The sequence below is a fragment of the Pedococcus sp. P2_A3 genome, from assembly GCF_056405035.1.
In genome coordinates this window covers 28,194-54,470 of the sequence record NZ_JBFUCW010000022.1, presented here as the reverse complement: position 1 = coordinate 54,470, position 26,277 = coordinate 28,194, and the positions used below count along the sequence as shown (strand labels likewise).

The window sequence follows — 26,277 nt, the reverse complement described above, 5'->3', positions numbered from 1 at the left end:
AGCTCTCGGGCCGACATGGGGTGCGCAGGCCCGAGAGCTGGGATCTCGGCGGATCGTCCGCCGCGGCTGTCCGGGCCCGCACCGACCCGTTTGCACTCTCCCGGTGAGAGTGCCAATAATGGCGTTAGCACTCTCACCCTGAGAGTGACAATCCAGGCCAGTCTGGGTGAGGTCCGGGTAACGCGGCGACGTGAGCCGCGCGAGCCGGTCCGTCCGTCGCGGGCACCCGCTGGCCACCGCTTACGTTTCGCGTGGGAGGAACCACCCGAATGGCCAAGATCATCGCTTTCGATGAAGAGGCTCGCCGCGGTCTCGAGCGGGGAATGAACATCCTCGCCGACGCCGTGCGCGTCACCCTCGGTCCGAAGGGCCGCAACGTCGTCCTCGAGAAGAAGTGGGGAGCCCCCACGATCACCAACGATGGTGTGTCCATCGCCAAGGAGATCGAGCTCGACGACCCGTACGAGAAGATCGGCGCAGAGCTGGTCAAGGAAGTTGCCAAGAAGACGGACGACGTCGCCGGTGACGGCACGACCACCGCCACCGTCCTCGCCCAGGCCCTCGTCAAGGAGGGGCTGCGCAACGTCGCCGCAGGCGCCAACCCGATGGCCCTCAAGCGTGGCATCGAGAAGGCCGTCGAGGCCGTCTCCGCCCAGCTGCTCGAGATGGCCAAGGACGTCGAGACCAAGGAGCAGATCGCTTCGACGGCCTCGATCTCCGCTGCTGACCCCCAGATCGGCGAGATGATCGCCGAGGCCATGGACAAGGTCGGCAAGGAAGGCGTCATCACCGTCGAGGAGTCCAACACCTTCGGCCTCGAGCTCGAGCTCACCGAGGGCATGCGCTTCGACAAGGGCTACATCAGCCACTACTTCGTCACCGACACCGAGCGCATGGAAGCCGTCCTCGAGGACCCCTACGTCCTCGTGGTCAACTCCAAGATCTCCGGCATCAAGGACCTGCTGCCCCTCCTCGAGAAGGTCATGCAGTCCGGCAAGCCGCTGCTGATCATCGCCGAGGACGTGGACGGCGAGGCGCTGTCGACCCTGGTGGTCAACAAGATCCGCGGCACCTTCAAGTCCGTCGCCGTCAAGGCCCCGGGCTTCGGTGACCGTCGCAAGGCCATGCTGGCCGACATCGCCATCCTCACCGGTGGCCAGGTCATCTCCGAGGAGGTCGGCCTCAAGCTCGACACCGCGGAGCTCGACCTGCTCGGCCGCGCCCGCAAGGTCGTCGTCACCAAGGACGAGACGACCATCGTCGAGGGTGCTGGCGACGCCGACCAGATCCAGGGTCGCGTCAACCAGATCCGCGCCGAGATCGACAAGTCGGACAGCGACTACGACCGCGAGAAGCTGCAGGAGCGCCTGGCCAAGCTGGCCGGCGGTGTTGCGGTCATCAAGGCCGGTGCCGCGACCGAGGTCGAGCTCAAGGAGCGCAAGCACCGCATCGAGGACGCCGTGCGCAACGCCAAGGCTGCTGTCGAGGAGGGGATCGTCGCCGGTGGTGGCGTGGCCCTGCTCCAGGCGACCAAGGCCGCGTTCGAGAAGCTCGAGCTCGAGGGTGACGAGGCCACCGGTGCGAACATCGTCCGCGTCGCAGCCTCCGCTCCGCTCAAGCAGATCGCGATCAACGCCGGCCTCGAGGGCGGCGTCGTGACCGAGAAGGTCAGCACGCTCGCAGCTGGGTGGGGCCTCAACGCCGCCACCGGCGAGTACGTCGACCTCATCGCTGCGGGCATCATCGACCCGGCGAAGGTCACGCGGTCCGCGCTGCAGAACGCCGCGTCGATCGCTGCGCTGTTCCTCACCACCGAGGCCGTCATCGCCGACAAGCCCGAGAAGGCTGCGCCGATGGCCCCCGGTGGCGACGAGATGGGTGGCATGGGCTTCTAGCCCAGCCACGCGGCATACGTCACGACGTCGAAGGGCGGTCCACCGAGAGGTGGGCCGCCCTTCGGGCATCCACCGAAGGGGTGCACTGCCCGGGGACGTTACCCAAGCAGAGGGTATGCCGTGTAGAACATCCTCGTGCCGTCTTCCCCTCCGCCCGGTCCCCTCGTCCTGGGGCCGTTGCTCCGCTACATCGGCGAGAGGTCGGCAACGATCTGGGTGCAGACGCGGGACTCGGCCGTCGTGCGGGTCCGCGCCTTCGACCGGGAATGGTCCATGCCCACCTTCGGGGCCCACGGACGGCACTACGCCCTGGTGGTCCTCGACGGCCTGGAGCCGGGGACGACCAGCGAGTACACCGTCGACGTGGACGACGAGCGGGTCTGGCCCGAGCCTGAGCCGGAGCGCGCGGACCTGCCGCCGAGCCGGATCAGGACCCTGCTCCGCAGCGAGCCCACCCGGCTCGCGTTCGGCTCCTGCCGCACGAGCGTGCCCCACGACGCCGAGGGGAACGCGAGCAACGGCGTGGACGCCCTGCGGGCCTACGCCCACTACCTGAGCCGGCCCGAGCGCCAGGAGGGCGAGTGGCCCCACCTGGTGTGCTTCCTCGGCGACCAGGTCTACGCCGACGAGACCAGCGACGAGATGCGCGAGTACATCGCCTCGCGTCGCAGCCTCGACGAGCCGCCGGGCGAGGAGCTGAAGGACTTCGTCGAGTACTCGCACCTGTACTGGCTGGCCTGGACCGACCCCCTCAACCGCTGGCTGCTCTCGACGCTGCCCAGCGCGATGATCTTCGACGACCACGACATCCGTGACGACTGGAACACCTCGCAGAGCTGGCACCGCGAGATGAACCAGACCTCGTGGTGGCACGAACGCATCGTGGGTGGGCTCTCGTCCTACTGGGTCTACCAGCACGTCGGCAACCTCTCGCCCGAGGAGCTGGCCGACGACGAGGTGTGGCAGCAGGTCGTGGCCCACGCGGAGTCCGGGGCGACCGACGAGCTCGACCTGACGAAGGTGCTCGACGACCTCGCCGAGCGCGTGGATGCCAAGCCGGAGACCTACCGCTGGAGCTACGCCCGCGACCTGGGGGAGTCCAAGCTCGTCGTGGTGGACTCCCGGGCTGCGCGGGTCCTCGAGCCGGAGCGACGCTCGATCCTCGACGACGACGAGCTCGCCTGGCTCGACGGCCAGCTGCACGGCGACGTCGACCACCTCTTCATCGGCACCTCGCTGCCCTTCTTCATCGCCCAGGGCATCCACGACCTGGAGGCGATCAACGAGGCGATGGCCACCGGGGCCTGGGGCCCGAGGGTGGCGAAGTGGGGCGAGAAGATGCGGCGCGCCCTCGACCTCGAGCACTGGGCCGCCTTCCAGGACGGCTTCGCCGCGGTGCTCGAGATGGTGGTGCAGGTGGCCCACGGCGAGCGCGGGCGGGCTCCCGGCACGATCACCTTCCTGTCCGGCGACGTGCACAACTCCTACGTGACCGAGATCGGCCCGGAGCAGCTCGGAGCCGGCAGCAGCACGATCCTCCAGGCCGTCTGCTCGCCGATTCGCAACCCCCTGCCGCGCCAGGTCCGCGTCGCCCAGGCCTTCCTCGGCAAGGGGCTGGCGCGCCCGCTGGAGTTCCTGGTGAGCCGCACCGACAAGGTGCCCAGCGCGCCATACCGGTGGCTCGTGACCCACGGCCCGTGGTTCGACAACAACCTCGCCACCCTCGAGGTCCGGGGGAGGGGCCTGGTGCTGCGCTGGGAGGCCGGCGAGGTGCGCGGCGACCGCTACGACGCCCCGGAGCTGCGGCAGGTGGCACGGGTCGCCATCACCTGAGCGCACCGTCGTCGGCCGGCTCGAGACCGGTCGGGCACGTTCACCCGCCGTCCACCGTTTGGTTGACAGCCGGTAGGCGGACTGGGGGTTCACTTCGGGTGGGCTCAGGGTCGAACCTGAATGCGTCGCAGGGGCTGCGTCCCTACCTTTGAGGAGAACGGAATCCACCATGAGCCGGGAGACTGAGATGACTGCGACACCCCTGACCGCCGACGCCCCCACCGCGTCGACCACGCGCACCCCCGCCGCCCGCGTCGTCGACCTGCACAAGGTCTACGGCAAGGGCGAGGCGGAGGTCCGCGCCCTCGATGGGGTGAGCGTGGACCTGGCGCGGGGCGAGTTCACCGCGATCATGGGGCCCTCGGGCTCCGGCAAGTCGACGCTGATGCACTGTGCCGCCGGGCTCGACGCCGTGACCAGCGGCGAGGTGTATGTCGGTGACGTCGACATCACCCGCCTGAAGGACAAGGCCCTGACCACGCTGCGCCGCGACCGCATCGGGTTCGTCTTCCAGTCCTTCAACCTGATCCCCACGCTCAACGCGGAGGAGAACATCCTCCTGCCCCTCGCGATCGCCGGCCGCAAGGCCGACCCGGCCTGGTTCGACACCGTCATCGAGACCGTCGGGCTGCGCGACCGGCTCAGCCACCGCCCGAGCGAGCTCTCCGGCGGGCAGCAACAGCGCGTCGCCTGTGCCCGCGCCCTCGTGAGCCAGCCCGAGATCGTCTTCGCCGACGAGCCCACCGGCAACCTCGACTCGACCTCTGGTTCCGAGGTGCTCGGCTTCCTGCGGCGCAGCGTCGACGAGTTCGGCCAGACCATCGTCATGGTCACCCACGACCCGGTCGCCGCCGCCTACACCGACCGCGTCGTCTTCCTCGCGGACGGTCACGTCGTCGACGAGATGCGCGAGCCGACCGCCGACAAGATCCTCGAGCGGATGAAGCGGCTCGACGTGCGCGTGCACGCCGACCCGACGGGTGCCTGACCATGTTGCGTGCCAGCTGGAAGAGCCTGCTCGGTCGCAAGCTGCGGCTGTTCATGAGCGCGTTCGCGATCATCCTCGGCGTCTCGTTCGTCTCGGGGTCGTTCATCTTCACCGACACCCTGAGCCGGGCCTTCGACGGCATCGTCAACACCGTGGGTGAGGTCGTCGTGCGGCCCGAGTCGACGAGCAGCGACTTCGACTCCGGGCCCACCTCCAAGACGGTCCCCGGCAGCCTCGTGCAGACCCTGTCGGGGCTGCCCGACGTGGCCCGCGCCGACGGCAACGTCACCGACCCGACCACGTTCGTGGTCTCCAAGAAGGGCAAGCTGATCGGGGGCGGTGGCCCGCCCGGGCTCGGTCTCTCCTGGAGCGACGCCCCGACGACCGGTGGCGAGCCCGCCGCGACCATCGCGCAGGGACGCTGGCCCGACAAGTCGGGTGAGGTGGTCCTCGACGCCGGCACCGCCCGGCGGGCCGACTACGTGGTGGGGGACACCGTCACCCTCGTCACCAGCGGAGCGAAGCCCAAGGTCACCGCCACGCTCGTCGGCCTGGCCGAGTTCAAGGGCGRCACCGTCGGAGCGACGCTGGCCTTCTTCGACACCAGGACTRCCCAGGACCTCTACTACGGCGGCAAGGACGAGTTCTCCGACGTGTGGGTGACCGCCAAGGACGGCACCAGTCCAGAGGACCTCGCGGCCAAGGTGCAGGGGTCGCTGCCCAAGGGGTTCGAGGCCGTCACCGGCGCCTCGGTGGCCAAGGAGCAGGCGACCGGCATCAACAAGGCCCTCTCCTTCATCAACATCTTCCTGCTCGTCTTCGCCGGGATCGCCCTCTTCGTCGGGTCGTTCCTCATCATCAACACCTTCTCGATCCTCGTGGCGCAGCGCAGCCGTGAGCTCGCCATGCTGCGGGCCCTCGGTGCCGGACGCCATCAGGTCACGAGGTCGGTGCTGTTCGAGGCCTTCGTCGTGGGGCTCGTCGGGTCGACCATCGGCCTCGGCATGGGCTTCCTGCTCGCCCTCGGCATCCAGGCGCTGTTCGCCCAGTTCGGACTCGACCTGAGCGGCTCGCCCCTGGTCTTCCAGCCGAGCACCGCCTTCATCGCGTATGCCGTGGGCATGGTCGTGACGATGGTCGCGGCCTACCTGCCCGCTCGCCGAGCCGGCAAGATGCCGCCGGTGGCGGCCATGCGCGACGACATCGCGCTGCCCGAGGCGACGCTGCACCGGCGCATCTGGGTCGGTTCGGTCTTGTTCGTCATCGGGCTGTGGAACACCTACCTGGGTGCCTTCACGCCGATCGACCACGCGTCGTACTGGGTCGGCACGGGGGTCTTCGCCCTCGTGATGGCGGCGATCCTCACCAGCCCTGTCGTGGGTCGGCCGGTCATCAAGCTGCTGGGGCTCGCGTACCGCCGGCTGTTCGGGGCGGTGGGGGTGATGGCCGAGCAGAACGCGACCCGCAACCCCCGTCGGACGGCGGCCACCGCCTCGGCGCTGATGATCGGGCTCACGCTCGTCGCGATGATGTCAGTGTTCGGTGCGTCCGCGAAGGCCAGTGTCGACAAGTCGATCAGCGAGAACTTCGCCGCGGACTACGTGGTCTCCAACGCCATCGGCCAGCCGTTCTCGACGACCGTCACCCGTGACGTGGCGGCCGTGCCCGGGGTCGAGGTGGTCAGCCCGATGCGCTACCTCGGGGTGTCCGTCAACGGCGACCGCGGGTTCGCGGCGGCCGTGGACCCGGTGGCCCTCGGCAGGGCCGTGCCGATCGACTTCACCAGCGGTTCGCTCGCGGCACTGAAGCCGGGCACCCTGCTCCTCTCCCAGGACCGCGCCACCAAGGCGGGCGTGTCGGTCGGCAGCAAGGTCGACACCGACATCTCGGGCACCAAGGGGACGTCCACGGTCGTGGGCGTCTTCAAGAGCACTGCCGCGCTGCCCAACTCGATCATCGTCACCCTGGCCGACGCGAACGCCGCTGGGGTGCCCCAGCAGGACAGCGCCGCCTTCGTGGTGCGAGCCGCCGAAGCCGACCCCAAGGCGGTCGCGGCGGGCATCGAGAAGGTCATCGCCGACCTGCCGTCGGTCACCCTCAAGAACCAGGACGAGTTCGCTGCCGAGCAGCGGGCCCCGATCGACCAGCTGCTCTACATCATCTACGCGCTCCTGGGACTGGCTGTGGTCATCGCGGTCCTCGGGATCATCAACACGCTCGCGTTGTCGGTGATCGAGCGGACCCGCGAGATCGGGCTGCTGAGGGCGGTCGGCCTGAGTCGGCGACAGCTGCGGTCGATGCTGCGGCTGGAGTCCGTGGCGATCGCCCTGCTCGGGGCGGTGCTGGGGGTCGTCCTCGGCCTCGCCGCCGGGTGGGCCCTGCAGCGCAGCCTGGCCGACGACGGCATCGACGTGCTGTCGATCCCGGGAGGCCAGCTGGCGATCTTCGTGGTGCTGGCCGGCGTCGTGGGGGTGCTCGCAGCCCTCTGGCCCGGGCGACGGGCTGCCCGGCTCGACGTCCTCAAGGCGATCACGACCGAGTAGCGAGCGGGCGCTGCGGAACTGCGTGCCTGTTGCCCCCCTCCTTTCCCTGCAACCTGAGCACCCTGGAGGGCGCCCAGGTTGCGGGGAAGGGAGGGCGGCGAGGGGCAGCATCCGCGTCGGTCGACCCGTCAGCTGAACATGCGCAGGGTCTGGGCCTCGGTCTCGGCGTAGTGAGCGCCCGCTGCCGCCAGCACCGAGCCGATCGAGTCGAGCGACGCCCGCACCTGCCGCTGGGTGCCCTGCCACTCCCCGACGAGCGACTGGAACCGCGCCGACGCCGTGCCGGTCCAGGCCCCCTGGAGGCCGGTAAGGCGAGCCATCATGGCCGTGACCTGGCCGTCGATCTCCGACGAGATGCGGGCGATGTCGCCCGAGGCGGCCTGGATCTGCTCGGTGTCCACCGTGAACTGTGCCGACATGGTTGTCCTCCCGACGAGTGCGGAGCCCCCCGTGGCCTCCGCCTGACGTGAGGTTAGGGGCTGGCCGCGACCGGCCTGCCCGGTTGTCCACAGGCGGGCTCGGGACGGGTAGCGTCAGCCGGGTGACCATCTGGATCGACCCGCCGGCGTGGCCGGCCCACGGGACGCTGTGGTCACACCTGGTCAGTGACACCTCCTATGACGAGCTGCATGATTTCGCCGCGGCACAAGGCATTCCGCGCCGCGGCTTCGAGGGTGACCACTACGACGTGCCCGAGGAGCGGTATGCCGCGCTGGTGGCGGCGGGGGCGGTGCCGGTCGACGGTCGTGAGGTGGTGCGGATCCTCCAGCGCAGTGGTCTGCGGATCCAGAAGCGTCGCCACGAGCGTGTCGTCGAGGCACTCCCTGGTGCCCCGTGGTTGCCGCCGGGTTCGCGGGCGGACGTGATCGCGTCGCGTCAGGACGAGGCGCCGGCCACCACGGTGGTCGTTCGGTTGGCCCTGCTCCGTGGCGCCGAGCTCCTCGCCGTGGAGCGGAACGAGGGTGGGTGGGACCTGCCCTCGAGGCCGGTCGCCGACGGCACACCGGCCGAGCACCTTGCCGCCTTGGTCGAGGAGCTGGTGGGGTCATCCCTGCGGGTGGCGAGCCTGGTCGGGTACGTCCGCAACACCGTGCCCCAGCCGACCGCGGACTACCCGTGGCCCGCCCCCCAGGCCTGCTTCGCGGTGTACTCCGCACGGCTCGCGCCAGACGTCGAGGTCCCGACTGGGTGGTGGCTGGCCCCGACCCGGGCCCGGGCCGAGCTGTCGTCACGGCACTGGTGGCCGCTCGTGGACCACCTGGAGAGGCCGGGCCGGTGAGCCGCCTCATCGGGTCGGTCGCGGGGGCGACGTTCGCGGACGGATCAGTGGCCGACGTCGAGCTGTGGGAGTCGTCCCACCCGGCGCCCGACGAGACCGTCTTCGCGGCCATGGCGGTGGTGACCGACGTGACCGGTCGGTATGCCGCCGTCTACAGCCCCCGGCGCCGTGAATGGGGGATCCCGGGTGGCTGGCGTGAGCCGGGTGAGACCGTCGTCGAGTGCGTCGTCCGAGAGGTCTGGGAGGAGACCGGCCTGCGGCTCGACCCGGAGGACCTGCGGGTCTTCGGACACGAGGACTTCGCCCCCGTGTCGCACGGCCGCTGGCCGGCAGGAGGGGGCTCGATGCAGCTCTTCCGGGTCGAGCTGCCCGTGACAGGGGATGACCTCGTCGCTGCCGAGCCGGATGCCGTCGACCCGAAGTGGGTGAGGGCCGAGGAGTTCGAGGCGCTGTCGGGGCGGCAGTTCTGGTGGCCGCTGGTGGCCGCGGCGATGACCCCGGAGCGCTAACTGGGTGTGTCCCTATTGACCGCCGCGGGCGGCGGCGTTTACGGGTTCTGCCGATATGAGGAAGGCCCCTTCAGTGCCGCAGCCTCGTCGGATCGCTGACCCAAGGGTGACCAGAGGCTACGCTCCTGCCGTGCCCGCACCCCTCCTGTCGAAAGCCCCCGGCAAGGCCCCTTCGCCTCCGGATCGTGGTTGCTCCTCCTTGCGTCGATTCTGGGGCTCTACGCCTTCATGCGTGTCCTTGTCGTCATGGCGCCGTCGGACCCGTGCGGACCAACTGAAGCGGCTGCGTGCGCATCGGTGGATCAGGCATGGCTGATCAGCGGGCTCGTCGCGGGCCTGCTCGCCTTGCTCAGCGCAGGATTGGCTGCCTATTGGGCCTGGGTTCGGGCTCGGCTCGATTTCAACGTCCCCCCGGGATGGCCGACTCCGCCCGGAAACTGGCGGGTCACGCCGGGCTGGGAACCGGATCCCCGGTGGCCGGAACCCCCGAACGGGTGGCAGTTCTGGGTCCGCGGTCGTAGATAGGCCCACCTCCCGTAGTCCCATCACTGGCACGGCCCATCGACCGCCTGAACCCCCACCGCGTTCCGCGCGGTTAGCGAGTGCAGTCAGGCTGTGAGCTCGAGTGCGCGACGACGGGTTCGTTCCCGTGACAGATGCCGCAGCGTCGTCGCGATACAGGCGACCTGCAGCCACCCGGTCGCCGAGGTGGTGGTGTTCTCGAATGACTTCGCCAGCCGGCGGGAGCGTCCGAGGCGCCCGTGACCAACCTCGACGCGCCAGGCGTGCCGGATAGGACGGAAGGCAGGCTGCTGGTCGTCCCAGGCGACTCGGCGGACCTCAAGCCCATGGCCTCGGGCGAGAGTCGAGCGGCGGCTGCGGTGACACCTCGGTCCACGCGTGCAGCACCGTCAGGGCCTGCGCCCACGTTCCGTTCCGCTACCACCGGCGGAACTGCGACCAGACCCGAGTCCAGGGCCCGAACGACGCCGGGAGGTAGCGCCACTGACACCCCGTCTGGGCGATGTAGAGCATGGCGTCCCACCACGGTTCGCAGGTCTTCGGCATGCTTGCGGCTGCGCTTGCCCGGTCGCGTTGACCACCGGCTCGAGCAGGGACCACTGGTCATCGGTGAGGTCACTTGGGTACGACCTGCGGGGCACGGTGCCCACCGTCACGACGCGCGCAATAGGGACACACCGAGTAAGGGGTCAGCCGGTGAGCACTCCGAGCTCCGCGGCGAGGTTGGCGCGGGCTGCGTCCTCCCACGACTCGCGCGCGAACTCGGTGGCGTAGATCGTCTCGCGGTCGAGGAACGGCCTCAGGATCGACGCCCTGGCAGCACGGAACACGTCGTCGGGCACGGCGGCATACTCGTCTCGCACCTGGGCGGTGTACTCCTCGTAGCGTCCTGGCGGTGAGCTGAGGATCCACAGGTCGGCGTCGTGGAACGCGGCGGCCAAGGGGGTGCCGGTGAGCTCGTGGTCGTGGGTCGACAGCACCAGGTCGCGCACGGTCTCCACGTCCTGGGCGGGGAAGCCCAGGGCCGACAGGTCACGCACCGCGAGGGCTGCACTGTCGAGCTCGTTCTCCCCGCCGGAGCTCGTCGTGTCGTAGACCGCGTCGTGGAACCACGCCGCGATCCGGGCCAGCGCAGCCTGACGTGCGGTGACGACCCCTGCCTGCTCGAGGTCCTCGAGCGCCCAGAACATCTCCAGGACGTGGCGCGCGTTGTGATACCTGCGGTGCTCCTCACCCAACCGCCCCAGGAGGTCGGCCCCGACGGCGTGGACCGCGTCGGAGTGGGCCCCGGGGGCGAGGTCGGCGACGTCGAGCGTCCACCAGGTGATCATGGCCGGCACAGGCGCGATTGTGGCAGAAGTCGATCCGTTCAGGCGGGACCCAGCTGGCTGGGGAGGGGTTCGGCGTGCACGACGGTCAGGGCGGACACGGCGCGGGTCAACACGACGTAGAGGCGGCGCAGCCCGGTGCGCTCGTCCGGTTCAGCGGCGGCGATGGCAGCGGGCTCGACCACCACGACCCGGTCGAACTCCAGTCCCTTGGCGACGGTCGCAGGGACCACGTCGACCTGGTGGTCGATGTCGCCGTGGTCCTGGCCGAGGACCCCGTGATCGATTCCGTTGCGGCGCAAGGACACCGACAGCGCATCGACCATGGCATCGGGGGCGATGACGCCGATCGAGCCGGGCTCCTGGAGCTCGGCCGTCACCACTGCGGCGACCCGCTCGTGGAGCGTGGCGGCGTCGCTCGCGACGTGGTCGAGGCGGCCCGGGTTGTCTCGTACCGAGACAGGGGAGCCGAGACCGGGGGCCATGTGGGGGAGCAGCTGGGCGGCGTACTCGATGACGCTCGCGGGCACCCGGAACCCGCGGTCGAGGACCTCGACGTGGCTGCCCGGCTTGCCGAGGTGGTGCAGCGACGACTCCCACGAGTCGGTGGCCCACGGCGTGGTGCCCTGGGCGATGTCGCCGAGGACGGTGGCGGCGCCGGTCGAGCAACGGCGCCCGACGGCGCGCAGCTGCATCGGCGACAGGTCCTGGGCCTCGTCGAGCACCACGTGCCCGAGCGACGGGGTGCGGGCGATGTGGTCGCCGAGCTCGTCGAGCAGCACGGTGTCGGAGCGCGACCACTTGGCCGAGCCCTTCGACCGTGGCGGGTCGTCCCACAGGAGGACTCGTCGCTCCTCGTCGCTCAGCACGTCGCGCGAGTGGCGCTCGAGCTCGTCGGGGTCGGACAGGAGGGAGAACAGCACCGCCTTGGCGTCGAGCGCCGGCCAGAGCGTCGCGACGTACTTCTTCACGACGGCCGAGCGCGCGACCTGGTCCTGCACCCGGTCGTCGGGCGAGTCGCCGGCGCCTTCCATCTTCAGCAGGACCGCGTGGGCGAGGCGCTGCGGCAGCATCTGTCGGGCCGCGTCGTAGCGCACGCCGCGGGACCGCAGCTCGTCGAGGATCTCGTTGACCTCGTATGCCGGCACGCGCCACTTGCGCACCCCGCGTGGCACCACGAGCGCCTCGGTCGCCGGTTGCACGGCCGACCACACGGCATACCGGAGCACCTCGGCGAGCCGGGCGTCACCCTTGAGTACGGCCGTCTCGGTGGGGTCGGTGCCCCGGACCGGCACGGAGGCGACCAGCTCCTCGATCGTCGTGTGCCCCACGGCCACCTCGCCGAGGGCAGGCAGGACGGCGCCGATGTGCTCGAGGAAGGCGCGGTTGGGCCCGATGACCAGGACGCCGGAGCGGGCGAGCCGGTCGCGGAAGGCGTAGAGCAGCCAGGCGGCGCGGTGGAGCCCGACCGCGGTCTTGCCGGTGCCGGGAGCGCCTTGGACGCAGATCGTCTGCTCGGCGCCGGCCCGCACGATCTCGTCCTGCTCGGGCTGGATCGTGGCCACGATGTCGCGCATCGGCCCCACGCGCGGGCGCTCGATCTCCTCGGCGAGGATGTGGCTGCGCACGTCGTGCTCGGCACGGTCCTGGAGGTGCTCGTCCTCGTAGGCGGTGATCGCGCCACGGTCGAGCCCGAACCGTCGACGCAGCACCACACCCATCGGCTCGGTGCGCGACGCGCGGTAGAACGCCGTGGACATGCCCGCGCGCCAGTCGATGACGAGGGGGTCGCCGGCGGTGTCCGCTACGTGGCGACGGCCGATGTACCAGCGCTCGTCCGTGTCCGTATCGATCCGCCCGAAGAACAGCGTCGTCGACGGGTCGTCCTGCAGGGAGGCGGCCCGCAGGTGGAGCGTGCGGGCGAGGTGCTCGGCCGAGATCGGGTCGTGCGCCTGGACCTTGAGCGACAGCGTCTGCTCGCGCATCGCGGCCAGCGCCGCACGGGCGGCGCCGAGGTAGTCCTGCTCGCGCTTCAGTTCCGGGGTGGGGGCGGTAGCAGACACAAGGGTCTACCTTGCCACCGAGTCGCCTCGGCGTCGAACGGTTTCCCGGACCGTGCAGACGGTCGGCGCCCGGGAGGTGCCGACCGTCTGGTGGTGGGACTAGTTCGTCGTCGCGGCCTTGGCGACCAGCGTGGCGGTCAGGTCGATCTTCTTGCCGTCGCGCAAGACGGTCAGGGTGACCTTGTCGCCGACGGCGCGTTCGCGGATGTTGGCCACGAGGGCGAGGGCGGAGTCGACCCGCTCGGAGTCGACGGCGATGACCACGTCACCCTTCTGCAGGCCCGCGTCGGCCGCGGGCGTGCCGCTCGAGATCTGGGTGATCTCGGCGCCGGCGCGCTGGCTGGTGCCGTCTGAGGCCGTGCCGTCACCGAGGCTGACCCCGAGGAAGGCGTGCTCTGCCTTGCCCGACGAGATGAGCTGCGAGGCGATGCTCTTGGCCTCGTTGGCCGGGATGGCGAAGCCGATGCCGATGCTGCCGCTCTGCCCGCTGCCCGACGAGCCGAGGCTCGCGATGGACGAGTTGATGCCGACGAGCTGACCCGAGGCGTTGACGAGCGCTCCGCCCGAGTTGCCGGGGTTGATCGCGGCCGACGTCTGGATCGCGTTGGTCACGACGGCGCTGCCGTCACTACCGGTCGAGGGCTGCTGACCCTGGCCCGGCAGGCCCTGGCCGAACGGGTCCTGCGGCTGGGTGTCCTCGGCCGCGGTGGTCACGGGACGGTTGAGCGCGCTGACGATGCCGGTCGTGACGGTGCCAGCGAGCCCCAGGGGGTTGCCGATCGCCATGACCGGGTCGCCCACCTTGAGGTCGTCGGAGTTGCCGATCGCGATGGCCTTTAGGTCGCTCGGGGCGCCCGACAGGGTGATGACGGCGAGGTCGGTGCTCGGGTCGGTGCCAGCAACGGTGGCCTTGTAGGTGCGACCGTCGTTGAGCGTCACCGTGATCGTGGTGCCGGTGCCGGCGCCGCTCACGACGTGGTTGTTGGTCAGGACGTGTCCCTTGGCGTCGATGATCACCCCGGACCCCTGGGCCTCGCTCTGCCCCGACTTCACGGTGATCGAGACGACGCTGGGCGCCACGGCGGCCGCAGTGGCCGTCCAGTTGGGGTTGGTGGCGTCGGCCTGGACCACCGGTCCGGCGTCCGCGCCGCGGCCCAGGGATGACGCACTCGCAGGGGAGGAGGCCTGCGGGCTGTCACCCAGCTGGACCGCGGCGTAGGTGCCGCCGCTCGCGAGGAGCGCGGCGAGCGCCGCGACGGCGGTGAGTTCCGTCAGTCGGCGCCGTTTGCCCGGCTGGACAGGCTCTGCCCCGTCCCGAGTGGGAAAGGAAGGGGGCGGTCCAGCCGGAGGAGGGGTGAGCGGTGGGTATGCCGGGTGGGCACCCGCCGCAGGAAGGCCGAAGGCTGCGTGCTCGCGCGGGATCTCGCTGGTCTGGCCGAACCAGACCGGGGTCGTCGGCTCGCCCTGGGTGGGGGCGGCCTGCTCGTGGATCGGGGTGGTGACTGGGTCCTGCTGCTGCGGGGCCGCCCACGGCTCGTGCGCCTCGGACGCCCACTGCGCGGCGCGGTACTGGGAGTCGCGCTGTGCGCCGTACTGGGTGACGTGCGGGGCGGCGGGGGCCGACGTCACTGGAGGCTGGCCGCCGTCACCGCTGGTGTCCGGTCGGGTGTCCGGGTGGATCTGGGTCATGGCGTTGCACTCCTCGATGTGGCTTGGTGGCCTCAGTCAACCCAACCAACGTCAAGGGGTGCTGGGCGTCGCCTGAGAGTTGTCTGTGGGCAGCTCGACGATGAAGGTCGCGCCCCCGCCCGGGGTCTGGGAGACCCCGATCCGGCCCCGGTGGGCGTTCACGATCGCGGCGGCGATGGCCAGGCCGAGGCCGTTGCCGCCGCCGGCTCCGCGGACGCGCGACGGGTCGGCCCGGTAGAACCGCTCGAACACCTTGCGGGCATTCTCAGGATCCACACCCGGACCGTGGTCACGTACCTCCAACACCACGTGGTGGTCGGATTCCCGTGTCCCCACGGCGATTTCCAGGGGCGACCCCGCTGGCGTGTGGTTGAGGGCGTTGGACACCAGGTTGGCCAGCAGCTGTCGCAGCCTGGCGTCGTCACCGGGCACCACGGTGGGCCCGAGCGGCCCCGCAAGGCCCGAGACGGTGATCTGCCGGCTCGGTTCGATGGCGCGGGCATCCTGTGCCGCGTCGGCGGCGAGCACGGTCAGGTCGACCGGCGCGAACCGCATCGGGCGCTGGTCGTCGAGCCGGGCCAGCATCAGCAGGTCCTCGACCAGACCGCCCATCCGGGTGGCCTCGCCCTCGATCCGCGTCATCGCGCTCGCCACGTCGGTCGGCTCTCGCACCGCACCCTGCCGGTACAGCTCGGCGTACCCGCGGACGGCGGCCAGCGGGGTCCGGAGCTCGTGGGAGGCGTCGGCCACGAACTGCCGCATCCGCTCCTCGGACGCCTCACGGGCCGCGAAGGACTGCTCGATCTGGGCCAGCATCACGTTGAGCGACCGCGCCAGCGAGGTGACCTCGTCCTTGGCGGTCCGCGTCGGGATGCGGCGGGCGAGGTCGCCGTCGGCGATGGCGGCGGCGGTGTCCTCGATCTCGCGCAGGGGGCGGAAGGCTCGCTGCACGGCATACCAACCCCCGATGGCGCACGCGACGAGGACGGCGAGGCCGATGAGCAGCTCCACGAGGACCAGGCGACGCACCGTGTGGCTGACGCTGGACAGGGGCACCGCCACGATGAAGGTCGCGGACTCGTCCCGGAGGTTGCCGGCATAGGCCCGCCACTGCCCCGACCCGTCGCGGCTGCCGATGGTGAAGGCCTCCAGGGAGGTGACCCGCGGGTCGTCGAGGGCGAGCGTGTCAGGCACGCCGGGGCGGGTGACCGCGCCGGTGGGGTCGATCTCGACCGCGGTGGAGCCGTCAGTGGGATAGAAGACCACGGCGTAGCCGCTGGGCAGGCGGTTGCGGGTCGGGGCGCGCAACGTGTTCAACGCCTGCTGGGCCACGGTGGGTGAAGCCCGCTTCAGGTCGTCGTCCACGCGGCTCATGAGGTCGCGACGCATCAGCGCCGCGGTGGCCGCGGCGGTCAGGGTGAGGGCCAGCAGCAGGAGGACGAGCATCACCGCGATCAGGCGCACCCGCAGGGGGAGCAGCTCCAGCTGCCCCTTGGCCCGCTCCACGACAACGCGAGGCGAGCGGCGCGCGCCCGGTGCGGGAGTGGGTGGCGTGGCCGTCGGAGCGGGGGTGGTGGGTGCCGTCATCTACGCCTCCGGCGGCTTGCGCAGCACGTAGCCGACGCCGCGCTTGGTGTGGATCAGGGGCGGCACGCCGTCGGAGTCGATCTTGCGGCGCAGGTAGGAGATGTAGGACTCGACGATGCCGCTCTCGCCACGGAAGTCGTAGTCCCAGACGTGGTCGAGGATCTGTGCCTTCGACAGCACGCGGTTCGGGTTGAGCATGAGGTAGCGCAGGAGCTTGAACTCGGTGGGCGACACGTCGATCGAGCGACCGCCGCGGCTCACCTCGTGGGAGTCCTCGTCGAGCTCGAGGTCCTCGAAGCGCAGCGCGCTGGCGTCGTCGACCTCTCCCCTGGTGCGGCGCAGGACCGCACGGATCCGGGCCACCACCTCCTCGAGGCTGAACGGCTTGGTGACGTAGTCGTCACCGCCGACCGTGAGGCCCTTGATCTTGTCGTCGACCGAGTCGCGCGCGGTGACGAAGACGATGGGCAGCTGGCGTCCGGTGTCACGCAGCTTGCGCGTCACGGTGAAGCCGTCCATGTCGGGCAGCATCACGTCGAGCACCACGAGGTCGGGCTCGTGGGTGGTGGCGAGGTGGAGGGCGGTCGCGCCGTCGGCAGCGACGTGCACCTCGAACCCGGCGAACCGCAGGGAGGTCGCGAGGAGCTCGCGGATGTTGGGCTCGTCCTCGACGACGAGGAGCTTGGCCTCGGGTTGGGCAGTGGTCACGTGACCCAGTCTCGGGCCTGAGTCTGGGAGTTGGCTGTATGCCGCCTGAACGCGCCGTGCTCAGGCCGTGGCGTCCACGTCGTCGGCGTCGACGATCCGGTAGGAGTAGCCCTGTTCGGCGAGGAAGCGTTGGCGGTGCGYCGCGAACTCGGCGTCGACGGTGTCACGGGAGACGACCGAGTAGAAGTGCGCTGTGCGACCGTCGCCCTTGGGCCGCAGCACCCGGCCGAGCCGCTGGGCCTCCTCCTGGCGCGAGCCGAAGGTGCCCGAGACCTGGATCGCGACACTCGCCTCCGGCAGGTCGATCGAGAAGTTGGCAACCTTCGACACGACCAGCAGGCTGATCTCTCCGACGCGGAAGGCCTGGAAGAGCTTCTGTCGCTGGGACACCGGGGTCTCGCCGGTGATGACGTCGGCGCCCAGCCGCTCGGACAGCTCGGCGAGCTGGTCGAGGTACTGGCCGATGACGAGGGTGGGTTCGCCGCGGTGCTGCGCCACGATCCGCTCCACCACGGGGATCTTGACCGGGCTGCACGAGGCCAGCCGGTAGCGGTCCTCCGGTTCGCTCACGGCATACGCAAGGCGCTCGCTGTCGGGGAGGGTGACCCGCACCTCCACGCAGTCGGCCGGCGCGATGTAGCCCTGCGCCTCGATGTCCTTCCAGGGCGCGTCGTAGCGCTTGGGGCCGATGAGCGAGAACACGTCGGCCTCGCGGCCGTCCTCGCGCACCAGCGTCGCGGTGAGGCCGAGCCGCCGACGGGCCTGCAGGTCGGCGGTCATCCGGAAGATCGGGGCGGGCAGGAGGTGAACCTCGTCGTAGATGATCAGGCCCCAGTCACGCGCGTCGAGGAGGTCGAGGTGCGTGTAGACGCCCTTCCGGCGGGTGGTGAGGACCTGGTAGGTCGCGATGGTGACCGGGCGGATCTCCTTGCGGGCGCCCGAGTACTCGCCGATCTCGTCGTCGGTGAGGCTGGTGCGCTTGAGCAGCTCGTCACGCCACTGCCGCGCCGACACGGTGTTGGTGACCAAGATCAGCGTCGTGGCCTTCGCCACTGCCATCGCCCCCGCGCCGACCAGGGTCTTGCCGGCACCGCAGGGCAGCACGACCACCCCGGATCCGCCGTGCCAGAAGCCGTCGACGGCCTGCTGCTGGTAGGGGCGCAGTGACCAGTCGGCGTTGTCGAGGCCGATGGGGTGCGCCTCGCCGTCGACATAGCCCGCCTCGTCCTCGGCAGGCCACCCGACCTTGAGCAGCTCCTGCTTGAGGTGGCCCCGCTCGGAGGGATGCACCAGGACCCGGTCGGGGTCGATCCGCTCACCGATCAGCGGCTTGATCTTCTTGTGCCGCAACACTTCCTCGAGCACCGGCCGGTCGGTCGTGCGCAGCACGAGGCCGTGGTCGGGGTCCTTCTCGAGCGTCAGCCGGCCGTAGCGGTCCATCGTGTCGGCGATGTCCACGAGGAGGGCGTGCGGCACGGCATACCGGCTGTAGGTGATCAGGGCGTTGACGACCTGCTCCGCGTCGTGGCCCGCCGCGCGAGCGTTCCACAGGCCGAGCGGCGTCACGCGGTAGGTGTGGATGTGCTCCGGGGCTCGCTCGAGCTCCGCGAAGGGTGCGATCGCCCGACGCGCCTCCTCGGCGTTCGGGTGGTCGACCTCCAGGAGCAGCGTCTTGTCGCTCTGGACGATCAGCGGGCCGTCTGGCACCGGCTAGTACCCCGAGTTGAAGCTTGAGGACGTGCTCGACGTGGCGGCCAGGGCGATGAAGGCGACGATGACCACGATGACGAGCACCAGGCCGGCCACCAGGGCGATCCAGCCCCAGCGGGTGTACTTCGCCGCCTCCGCGGGCTGGTCCTTCTTGGTCGCCGCCACGATCGCGAAGACCAGGGCGACGATCCCGAAGCCACAGCCGATGGTCGTGAGGCCGGAGACGACGAGCAGCGCGATCGTGTTGCCGCTCATGGACTGGGGCGCGGCATACGCCGGCTGCCCGTAGCCCGGGGGGCCGTAGGCCGGTGCGCCGTACGCGGATGCCGCGCCGTAACCCTGCTGGACCTGGCCCTGCGTGGGGTACTGCGGCTGGCCGTAGGGGTTCTGGGGTGCCGCGCCGGGAGCGCTGCCGTAGGGGTTCGGGGGAGGCGGCGGCGTGCCTGCGCCAGCGGGCGTCGTGCCGTACGGGTTCTGCGGGGCGTCGCCGGACGGCGCACCGTAGGAGGGCTGGCCAGAGCCGCCGGGGCCGCCGGGGCTGCTGGGGTAGGCAGCGGGCGGCGGGGGAGGGGTCGCGGGGGTCGGCGGCACCGGCGGAACGGCCTGCGTCCGGTCGGTGTCGATGGCCGCGGTCTCGTCGAAGGCGCTGTCGGAGTCGGACGAACCGGTGTCGCTGGGACCCGTCGGGTCGCTCGGCGCGGTGGGGTCACGGAACTCGAGGTTGTCGTCGTTGCGAGGTGTGTCGCTCATCGTGCGTCCCTTCGGCGGCGTGCGGTGCGGTGCAAATCTAACCCCCCGACGCACGGGTGAACGCCCGAGTCCGGGAATGGCAGGATCAGGGGGTGAGCATCGGACTTCCCCAGCGCGAGCCCAACCCCGAGCTGCCCGAGCGGGTGACCATCTACGAGGTCGGTCCGCGCGACGGGCTCCAGAACGAGAAGTCGGTCGTGCCGGCAGCCGTCAAGGCCGAGTTCATCCGACGCCTCGCTGCTGCTGGTCTGGACACGATCGAGACCACGTCCTTCGTGCCACCGACGTGGGTGCCGCAGCTCGCGGACGCCCGCGAGGTGCTCGAAGACCTGGGCGAGCTCGGCCGCGGGCCGCGTCGCCCGGTGCTCGTGCCCAACGAGCGCGGCCTCGACGACGCGCTGCGGGCCGGCGTGGGGGCCGTCGCCATCTTCGGCAGCGCCACCGAGACGTTCGCGCGCAAGAACCTCAACCGCACCGTGGACGAGTCGGTCGAGATGTTCGCGCCGGTCGTGGCCCGCGCCAAAGAGGCCGGGCTGTGGGTGCGGGCCTACGTCTCCATGTGCTTCGGCGACCCGTGGGAGGGGCCGGTGCCGATCAAGCAGGTCGTCACCGTGTCGCAACGCCTGATGGACCTCGGCGCCGACCAGCTCTCGCTCGGCGACACCATCGGCACGGGCACCACCGGCCACGTGAGCCGCCTCCTCGACGCCCTCGACGCGGGCGGGATCGGGGACGAGCGCATCGGCGTCCACTTCCACGACACCTACGGCCAGGCGCTCGCCAACACCATGACCGCCCTGCGCCATGGCGTCACCGTGGTCGACGCCTCCACCGGCGGGCTCGGCGGCTGCCCCTACGCCAAGAGCGCCACGGGCAACCTCGCCACCGAGGACCTCGTCTGGGCGCTCGACGGCGCCGGGGTCGAGACCGGGGTCGACCTCACCCAGCTGGTGGAGACCAGCGTCTGGATGGCCGGCCACCTCGGTCGCCCCTCGCCGTCCGGTGTCGTGCGCGCCCTCGCCGGCGGCTGACCAGCGGGCCGGCTCAGCCCTGGACGGCGCCGGTCACGCGGTGGATCGACAGCGTCCGTGCGGCCCCGTCGGCGGTGCCGTGCACCCGCCCGCCCTCGACCCGATCGGGGTAGAACAGCAGGCGTTGGGTGCGCCCGTCCGCGTCGGAGTAGCCGATCCAGACCGCCTGCCGGTCCGCCGCCGCGTCGCGCAGCACCGCGAGCGTCGTGGTCGGGTCGGTGCTCGGGAGGCTGGGTCCGGGTCTGCTCGCGACCTGCTCACGCTGGTATGCCGCGGCCTCCTCGCCGGCGCGCAGCGCACCGACCATCGTCGTCACCAGCTCGTCGTCGACCGTCTGCGCCGTCACCGGGGTGGGCCGTCGCTGGAGCGGGGTGCGGTGGGCCCCCGTGGTGGGCACGATGATGCCGCCGTCGGGCGTCTCGGCCGCGGGCGCAAAACCGTTCTCCCGCAAGAACTCCAGCACCGTCTCGGCCGCCACTGGTGAGACGAGGATGGTGGGCGCGATGCTGCGGAGCTGGAGCGGCGAGAGCTCTCGGTCGGCGACCATCGCGCCGAGGGTGGCCTCGTCGTCGCACCGGATGTAGGCCCGCATCGCCCCGACCCGCGCCTGCCCGTGCCGGCGGGCGACATCTCGGATGAGGTAGTCCAGCGGCTGGGGGATCGGGGTGTGGCTGGCATCACCGAGGGCGCCCAGCACCTGGTCGACCGACCACCCCGCGTCGAGGCACCGGCGCACGGACTCCTGGTTGAACCGGTACACGGTCGCGCCGCCTCGGGACTCCACAGTGGCCACCAGCCGCATGAAGGTGGCGAGCCCCCCGGCCAGGGGGCCCGGTGCGATGGCGGTGAGGTCGGCCTGGAGCAGCACGTGCTCCACGGGCTCGGGGAGGTGCGGCTGCATGGCCGCGGCGAGGTCGGAGTCGGAGCGGCCGTCGAGCAGCGCCCGACCGGCGCTCGAGATGGCGCCACGACCGGTCACCCCCAACCACTCCGCCTCGACCAGCACCGCACCCACGACGGTGTCGAGGCTGGCCGGGACCCGGCGTGGCCGGTGCCACGACAGGGCCCGGCCGACGCTCGCGCGGTCGGGAGCCAGTCCCGGCTCGGCGGCCGCCAGCTGGTCGATGACGTCCTTGCGCAGGCCACGGGCCGGGGGCCAGTGGGCATCGGGACCGAGGGCGTTGACCGTGCCGGAGGCGCCGGCGGGAGTCGTGCCGACGAGGTGGGGGGCGCGGGTGCTGAGCAGCCACGCCCGGGCGAGCACCGCCCAGCGCTGGTGCCCGGGCTGCTGCTGCCACTCGTCGTAGGCGGGCGTCGGCGCCCACGACGGGTCGAGTGAGCCGTCGTCGGCCAGGAGGCCCGCGGCATACGTGAGCTCGGCGACGAACGCCGCCCGGGTCTCGTCGACGTCGAGCACCGAAGCCAGCCGCTTGAGGTCACGGACCGCCAGGCCACCGGAGCGCAGCACGCGGGGCGGCCGCAGTCCCCACGCGGCGGCGAGCTCGTCGACGAGCGCGAGGAGGTCGGTCACCTGCTGCCCCGCCGCGGCGTCGACTTCGGAGTCCTGCCGGAGCGCTCCCTCGAGGGCGGGCGGCTGCAGCGCGGGGGAGGCGTGGCTGCGACCCTCGCGCAGGGCGAGCGCGACCTCGCGCGGCAGCACGAGCTGGTCGGGCGTCGGCGCGAAGACGAGGTGCTGCCCGAGCAGCCAGTCCGCCCCCAGGGCTACGCGCTCGGGGGTCCCGGGCGGCAGGACCGCCAGCGGGGGTCCCCAGGTGAGCCGGTCGAGGATGGCGCGCGCGGCCGGGGGCGCCTCCTCGAGCAGGGCTGCGACGGAGTCGGCGGCCGGCACCTCGACGAAGCTGTCGGTCGCGCGGGGGCCGAGTCCGGCCGGGTGCGGGAGGACTTCGGCGACGGTGCGGGCGACGCGCAGGCCTTCCGGGCTGCGCCAGAGGAGCGCGAGGGTCCAGAGGTCGTCGAGGAGGGGTTCGACCTCGGACGCGTCGGCCCCGAGCAGCGCCCCGACGGCCGCGGTCTCGACGGGCGAGGGCGCGGCGAGGGCGGCTTCGAGGGCCTGGAGGTGGGCGAGGTCGAGGGAGTCGACAGCGCGCTGGACGCTGGCGCGGGTGCCGGCCCTCGCGGCCAGCGACGAGAGGTCGGCGGGCGCCGGGCGGGCCAGGTCCTGGCGTCGGCGCAGCAGCTCGGCGAGCTGGTCGTCACTGCGCTCCCGCACGTCGTCGGCCATCGAGCGCGCCCCCCGGGCCGAGGTCGCGCCGGCGCCCCCCACGGCACCGGAGCTCGCCGACGAAGGGGTCGAGCGACGGGGAGAGGAGGGGACGGCCACCGCACCACGGTAGTCGCCTCCGTCGGACGGTCAGACTCTCAGCCATTTCCCATGCCATGCACAGCCTCCGCACCCACACTGGTGACAACGAGAGGAGGCGCCATGTCGGAGCCCACCGGACCAGGCAAGCCCCGCAGCACGAAGGGGTCGGCCACCGCGAACCAGCAAGCATCGGCCGCCGACCCGCGGGCCTCCTCGACACCGCCGGTCCCGCCGCCGTCCATGACCGACCCCGCGCCCGGGTCGGGTGCGTCGGAGACGCCCACGAGCGGCATACCTGCGGCGACGCAGCCGATGACGCCGATCGGTGCGGTGCCCGGGTTCTCGGAGGCGGTGCCTGGCGGGCCGCCGCCGGCCGGGCCGCCTTCCGGTCGGCCGCCGGTCGGTCCACCCGGGGGGCCGGTGTGGCCCGCTGCCGGTGGGCCCGCGGGACCGCCGCCGAGGCGCCCGGGGCTCTGGCGCCAGGCGACGTCGACCACCGGTGGGCTGATCGCCGTCATCGTGGCCGCCGCGCTGACGACCCTGCTCGTGCTCGGCACCGTGGGGGCCGTCGGGCTCTTCGCCGTGCGGGCCGCCCACCACGACGGCAACGCCCGCATCGAACGGGCGGGCATGGACGGACCAGGACTCCCGCCCGGCCAGCAGCGCAAGCTCGACCGCATGCCCCAAGGACCGGGCGCGCCGGGCCGGCAGGGCAACGGCCCCGGTGACGACCAGAACGACGGCGACGGCCCGGACGGCCTGGGCGGCCAGGGCGGCCCGGGCGGGATGGGCAACGGCATGGGTGGCCTCATGCGTGGCGCCATGGGGCTCGGCGCCGTCCAGCACGGGGAGTTCACCGTGCAGCAGAACGGCACGGCGGTCGTCATGACGGTCCAGCGCGGCACGGTCACCAAGGCCAGTGCGACGTCGGTGACCGTCAAGAGCGACGACAACTTCACCGCCACCTACACCCTCGGCACCGACACCCGCGGCCGGACCGGTGCCCTCGCCGTCGGTGACTCGGTGCTCGTGGTCGCCGAGAAGGACGGCGCGAAGGCGGTCCTCGTCACCGCCGCCCGGAAGGGCTGAACCGGCGTCCCGCTGTGCCGACCCCACGATCGGGCTCCCCGGCGAGGTGTCGGCGCCCGCCGGGCGCGCGGGGCGGGCACTAGCGTGATCCCGTGACGACCTCTCCCAGCGGCGAGCAGTGGACCCTCCGACGTGGCCGCCAGGAGGCCACCGTCGTCGAGGTGGGTGGCGGCCTACGGACCTACCGCGTCGACGACACCGACGTGGTGGCCGGCTACGCCGACGACGAGGTATGCCGCGCAGGTCGCGGACAGGTGCTGATGCCCTGGCCCAACCGCATTCGTGACGGGAAGTACCGCTTCGGGGGCGCCGACCTCCAGCTCGGGCTGAGCGAGCCCGCCCTGCACAACGCCAGCCATGGCCTGGTGCGGTGGGCCACCTGGCAGCTGCACTGGCACGCTGACGACTGGTCGGCGCTGACCGTCCGCACCCGGCTCCACCCGCAACCGGGCTGGGACGCCACGCTCGACCTCAGCGTCAACTACGTCCTCGAGCCGCACGGGCTCGTGGTCAGCGTGCACGCGTCGAACGTCGGCCCGGCCCCCGCGCCGTTCGGCTTCGGGGCGCACCCCTACATCGCCCTCGGGCGTACCCCTCTGGCAGAGGTCGAGCTCACCATCCCGGCCGGGCTCGAGGTGCTCGTGGACGACCAGCTGATCCCGACGGCCACGGCGGTGGTCCGTCCCGAGGTGGATTTCCGCACCCGCAGGCCGCTGGGGACGACGTCGTTGGACACGGCGTTCACCGACCTCACCCGCGCCCGTGCCGACGGTGGGTGGGAAGTCGTCGTCGGAGGCCTCGAGACCGGTGACGTCAGCGTGTGGGGCGACGAGTCGCTGGACTGGGCCCAGGTCTTCACCGCCAAGGGCAAGGACACGGGCGTCGACGGCATACGGGGCATCGCTGTCGAGCCGATGTCGTGCCCGGCCAACGCGTTCAACAGCGGGGAGGGTCTCGTGGTGCTCGCACCCGGTGACTCCTGGTCGGCCCGGTGGGGGATCGAACCCGCCGCGCTCAGGGGGACCGTTCGCTGACCTGCGGAAGCGGGTCGGACCCGACCGGGTCGCGTTGCAGGCCGTTGACGAACGGGGAGATCCGGCGCTCCAGGGTCAGCGACAGCACCACCATGACCCCGCAGCCGACCACGATCATCGCCACGAACGCCGTCGACCAGCGGTGGTTGAGCATGAACCCGGCGACGACCGGGCCGAGGATGGTGCCGGCCTGGAAGGCGCCGGCGTTGACGGCGTTGTAACGGCCGCGCAGGTGGTCTGGCGCCATGTCGTTGGTGATCGCCGGGATGGTCGGCTGGAGCAGGGTCTCGCCCAGGGCGAAGAGGGCGTGGAACAGCAGCACGCCGGCTGCGGCGGCCATCGTGCCGCTGACCAGGCCGGTGAGCCCCAGCACGACCCAGGCCACCGACCACAGGCCGAGCATGACGATCAGCACCCTGGTGCGGCGCTTGCCCCTGATCTGTCGCAGCACGAAGAACTGGAGTCCGACGATCACCGCGGTGTTGATGGCGAAGGCGAACCCGATCACGCCCGTCGAGACTCCGCTCACCTGCCGCGCGAAGGCGGGGAACCCGGCCTCCATCTGGCCGTACCCGACGAACACGCCGAGGAAGGTCAGCACGGTCAGCCAGGCCACTGCCGGCTTGCGCAGGATGGTCAGGTAGGAGCCCTCTCCGACCTCCGCGTCCTCGGGCTTCTCGGCCCGACCGTGCACGTGGCGCAGCGGCCCCAGCAACAGGCCGATCGGGACCAGCATGCTGGCGGCGTCGGCCAGGAAGATCACCGTGAAGGACGTCGGGTTGTCGACGTCGGCGTAGAGCCCACCGACCACCCCGCCGAGCCCGATGCCGAGGTTGACCAGCGCGAAGTTGATGCCGAAGTACTGCTGGCGGGCCTGCCCGGAGACCACGGCGGCGACGAGGGAGTTGAAGGCCGGCCACGAGACGCCGAAGTTGAGCCCCAGGAACAGGAACCCGACCGCGACGACCAGTGGGGTGGTCGCGAAGGCCAGCACGACGCAGCCGACGAGCTGGGCGGAGGTGGCCCAGAGCAGCATGGTGCGGGCCCCGACGCGATCGGTCAGGGCGCCGGCCGGTCCGGTGACGGCGAGCGCGACCACGGCGATGAAGGCCATCAACAGCCCGGCGAGGTCGAGCGAGATGCCGCGCACCTCGTGCAGGTAGATCACCGTGAAGGGGAGCGTGAGGCCGCGACCGAGGGTCTGCACGGCCACCGTCGAGAGCAGCCAGCGCCCCGCGGGTGGGAGCTCTGCCCAGAACTCGCGGATGCTGTGCCCCGGTGTTCCCTGCTCGTTCACCGGGCGATCCTCCCCCACGGCACCGACAACTCCCAAAAGGATTTGGACTCACCCGATAACCTTGCGAGTGCGCATCGACGCACCCCCACACTTTTCGAG

The 26,277-nt window shown here is 71.4% G+C and carries 20 protein-coding genes; 9 read left to right on the top strand and 11 right to left on the bottom strand.

The features are described from left to right. Positions 1-269: 269 nt before the first annotated feature. The 4 genes from groL (at position 270) to AC1DX8_RS16605 (ending at position 7,259) form a co-directional block, all read left to right on the top strand. Positions 270-1,895, top strand: a complete 1,626-nt coding sequence (gene groL / locus AC1DX8_RS16620) for a chaperonin GroEL (RefSeq protein ID WP_477631051.1) — start codon at positions 270-272, stop codon at positions 1,893-1,895. Positions 1,896-2,030: 135 nt separating this feature from the next. Next, positions 2,031-3,728, top strand: coding sequence for an alkaline phosphatase D family protein (locus AC1DX8_RS16615; protein ID WP_477631050.1), 1,698 nt, complete (start codon positions 2,031-2,033; stop codon positions 3,726-3,728). 169 nt (positions 3,729-3,897) lie between these two features. Then, positions 3,898-4,716, top strand: a complete 819-nt coding sequence (locus AC1DX8_RS16610; RefSeq protein ID WP_477631049.1) for an ABC transporter ATP-binding protein — start codon at positions 3,898-3,900, stop codon at positions 4,714-4,716. A gap of 2 nt (positions 4,717-4,718) precedes the next feature. Next, a complete protein-coding gene (locus AC1DX8_RS16605; protein WP_477631048.1) occupies positions 4,719-7,259 on the top strand; it encodes an ABC transporter permease in 2,541 nt (846 codons plus the stop codon). Between the two features lie 128 nt (positions 7,260-7,387). On the opposite strand, the gene AC1DX8_RS16600 is transcribed toward AC1DX8_RS16605, so the two are convergent. Further along, positions 7,388-7,678, bottom strand: a complete 291-nt coding sequence (locus tag AC1DX8_RS16600) for a WXG100 family type VII secretion target (protein ID WP_477631047.1) — start codon at positions 7,676-7,678, stop codon at positions 7,388-7,390. Positions 7,679-7,800: 122 nt separating this feature from the next. Between AC1DX8_RS16600 and AC1DX8_RS16595 the strand changes: the two genes are divergently transcribed. Beyond that, the gene (locus tag AC1DX8_RS16595) at positions 7,801-8,538 is read left to right on the top strand and encodes a DUF4031 domain-containing protein (RefSeq protein ID WP_477631046.1); all 738 of its coding nucleotides are present in this window, start codon (positions 7,801-7,803) and stop codon (positions 8,536-8,538) included. Then, complete coding sequence (locus tag AC1DX8_RS16590) at positions 8,535-9,047, top strand: NUDIX hydrolase (protein ID WP_477631045.1); 513 nt, start codon at positions 8,535-8,537, stop codon at positions 9,045-9,047. The genes AC1DX8_RS16595 and AC1DX8_RS16590 overlap by 4 nt, the downstream gene beginning before the upstream one ends. 939 nt (positions 9,048-9,986) lie before the next feature. On the opposite strand, the gene AC1DX8_RS16585 is transcribed toward AC1DX8_RS16590, so the two are convergent. From AC1DX8_RS16585 to AC1DX8_RS16550, 8 genes are all read right to left on the bottom strand, one after another. Then, the gene (locus tag AC1DX8_RS16585) at positions 9,987-10,082 is read right to left on the bottom strand and encodes a transposase (protein WP_477631114.1); all 96 of its coding nucleotides are present in this window, start codon (positions 10,080-10,082) and stop codon (positions 9,987-9,989) included. Positions 10,083-10,258: 176 nt separating this feature from the next. After that, positions 10,259-10,909: an HD domain-containing protein gene (locus AC1DX8_RS16580; RefSeq protein ID WP_477631044.1), complete on the bottom strand. Its 651-nt coding sequence runs from the start codon at positions 10,907-10,909 to the stop codon at positions 10,259-10,261. A 29-nt stretch (positions 10,910-10,938) separates the two neighbouring features. Beyond that, positions 10,939-12,960 carry a HelD family protein gene (locus AC1DX8_RS16575; protein WP_477631043.1) on the bottom strand — a complete coding sequence of 674 codons (2,022 nt, stop codon included), beginning with the start codon at positions 12,958-12,960 and terminating at the stop codon, positions 10,939-10,941. 99 nt (positions 12,961-13,059) lie between these two features. After that, positions 13,060-14,649 (bottom strand): S1C family serine protease, encoded by a 1,590-nt coding sequence (locus tag AC1DX8_RS16570; RefSeq protein WP_477631042.1) that lies wholly within the window; start codon positions 14,647-14,649, stop codon positions 13,060-13,062. A gap of 51 nt (positions 14,650-14,700) precedes the next feature. Then, a complete protein-coding gene (locus AC1DX8_RS16565) occupies positions 14,701-16,236 on the bottom strand; it encodes a sensor histidine kinase (protein WP_477631041.1) in 1,536 nt (511 codons plus the stop codon). After that, the gene (locus AC1DX8_RS16560) at positions 16,237-16,944 is read right to left on the bottom strand and encodes a response regulator transcription factor (protein WP_477631040.1); all 708 of its coding nucleotides are present in this window, start codon (positions 16,942-16,944) and stop codon (positions 16,237-16,239) included. Between the two features lie 60 nt (positions 16,945-17,004). Continuing rightward, on the bottom strand, positions 17,005-18,651 hold the full coding sequence (locus AC1DX8_RS16555) for a DNA repair helicase XPB (protein ID WP_477631039.1): 1,647 nt from the start codon (positions 18,649-18,651) through the stop codon (positions 17,005-17,007). Positions 18,652-18,654: 3 nt separating this feature from the next. Continuing rightward, entirely contained in the window at positions 18,655-19,404 is a 750-nt protein-coding gene (locus AC1DX8_RS16550; RefSeq protein ID WP_477631038.1) for a hypothetical protein, read from the bottom strand. A 98-nt stretch (positions 19,405-19,502) separates the two neighbouring features. On the opposite strand from AC1DX8_RS16550, the gene AC1DX8_RS16545 reads away from it, so the two are divergent. Then, positions 19,503-20,435 (top strand): hydroxymethylglutaryl-CoA lyase, encoded by a 933-nt coding sequence (locus AC1DX8_RS16545; protein WP_477631113.1) that lies wholly within the window; start codon positions 19,503-19,505, stop codon positions 20,433-20,435. A gap of 13 nt (positions 20,436-20,448) precedes the next feature. Here AC1DX8_RS16545 and AC1DX8_RS16540 read toward each other — a convergent pair whose 3' ends face one another. Then, the gene (locus AC1DX8_RS16540; RefSeq protein ID WP_477631037.1) at positions 20,449-22,776 is read right to left on the bottom strand and encodes a helicase-associated domain-containing protein; all 2,328 of its coding nucleotides are present in this window, start codon (positions 22,774-22,776) and stop codon (positions 20,449-20,451) included. A gap of 102 nt (positions 22,777-22,878) precedes the next feature. Between AC1DX8_RS16540 and AC1DX8_RS16535 the strand changes: the two genes are divergently transcribed. Both AC1DX8_RS16535 and AC1DX8_RS16530 read left to right on the top strand, forming a co-directional pair. After that, positions 22,879-23,847, top strand: coding sequence for a hypothetical protein (locus tag AC1DX8_RS16535; protein WP_477631036.1), 969 nt, complete (start codon positions 22,879-22,881; stop codon positions 23,845-23,847). 92 nt (positions 23,848-23,939) lie between these two features. Next, a complete protein-coding gene (locus AC1DX8_RS16530; protein ID WP_477631035.1) occupies positions 23,940-24,881 on the top strand; it encodes an aldose 1-epimerase family protein in 942 nt (313 codons plus the stop codon). Here AC1DX8_RS16530 and AC1DX8_RS16525 read toward each other — a convergent pair. Next, positions 24,862-26,178 carry an MFS transporter gene (locus tag AC1DX8_RS16525; RefSeq protein WP_477631034.1) on the bottom strand — a complete coding sequence of 439 codons (1,317 nt, stop codon included), beginning with the start codon at positions 26,176-26,178 and terminating at the stop codon, positions 24,862-24,864. The two genes, AC1DX8_RS16530 and AC1DX8_RS16525, sit on opposite strands and share 20 nt — an antisense overlap. Between the last annotated feature and the right edge of the window lie 99 nt (positions 26,179-26,277).

Bases quoted from the DNA above. Each gene is read 5' to 3' on its own strand.
- AC1DX8_RS16535 (WP_477631036.1), top strand. From the start codon at position 22,879: ATGTCGGAGCCCACCGGACCAGGCAAGCCCCGCAGCACGAAGGGGTCG.
- AC1DX8_RS16610 (WP_477631049.1), top strand. From the start codon at position 3,898: ATGAGCCGGGAGACTGAGATGACTGCGACACCCCTGACCGCCGACGCC.
- AC1DX8_RS16600 (WP_477631047.1), bottom strand. From the start codon at position 7,678: ATGTCGGCACAGTTCACGGTGGACACCGAGCAGATCCAGGCCGCCTCG.
- AC1DX8_RS16585 (WP_477631114.1), bottom strand. From the start codon at position 10,082: ATGCTCTACATCGCCCAGACGGGGTGTCAGTGGCGCTACCTCCCGGCG.
- AC1DX8_RS16570 (WP_477631042.1), bottom strand. From the start codon at position 14,649: ATGACCCAGATCCACCCGGACACCCGACCGGACACCAGCGGTGACGGC.
- groL (WP_477631051.1), top strand. From the start codon at position 270: ATGGCCAAGATCATCGCTTTCGATGAAGAGGCTCGCCGCGGTCTCGAG.
- AC1DX8_RS16550 (WP_477631038.1), bottom strand. From the start codon at position 19,404: ATGAGCGACACACCTCGCAACGACGACAACCTCGAGTTCCGTGACCCC.
- AC1DX8_RS16565 (WP_477631041.1), bottom strand. From the start codon at position 16,236: ATGACGGCACCCACCACCCCCGCTCCGACGGCCACGCCACCCACTCCC.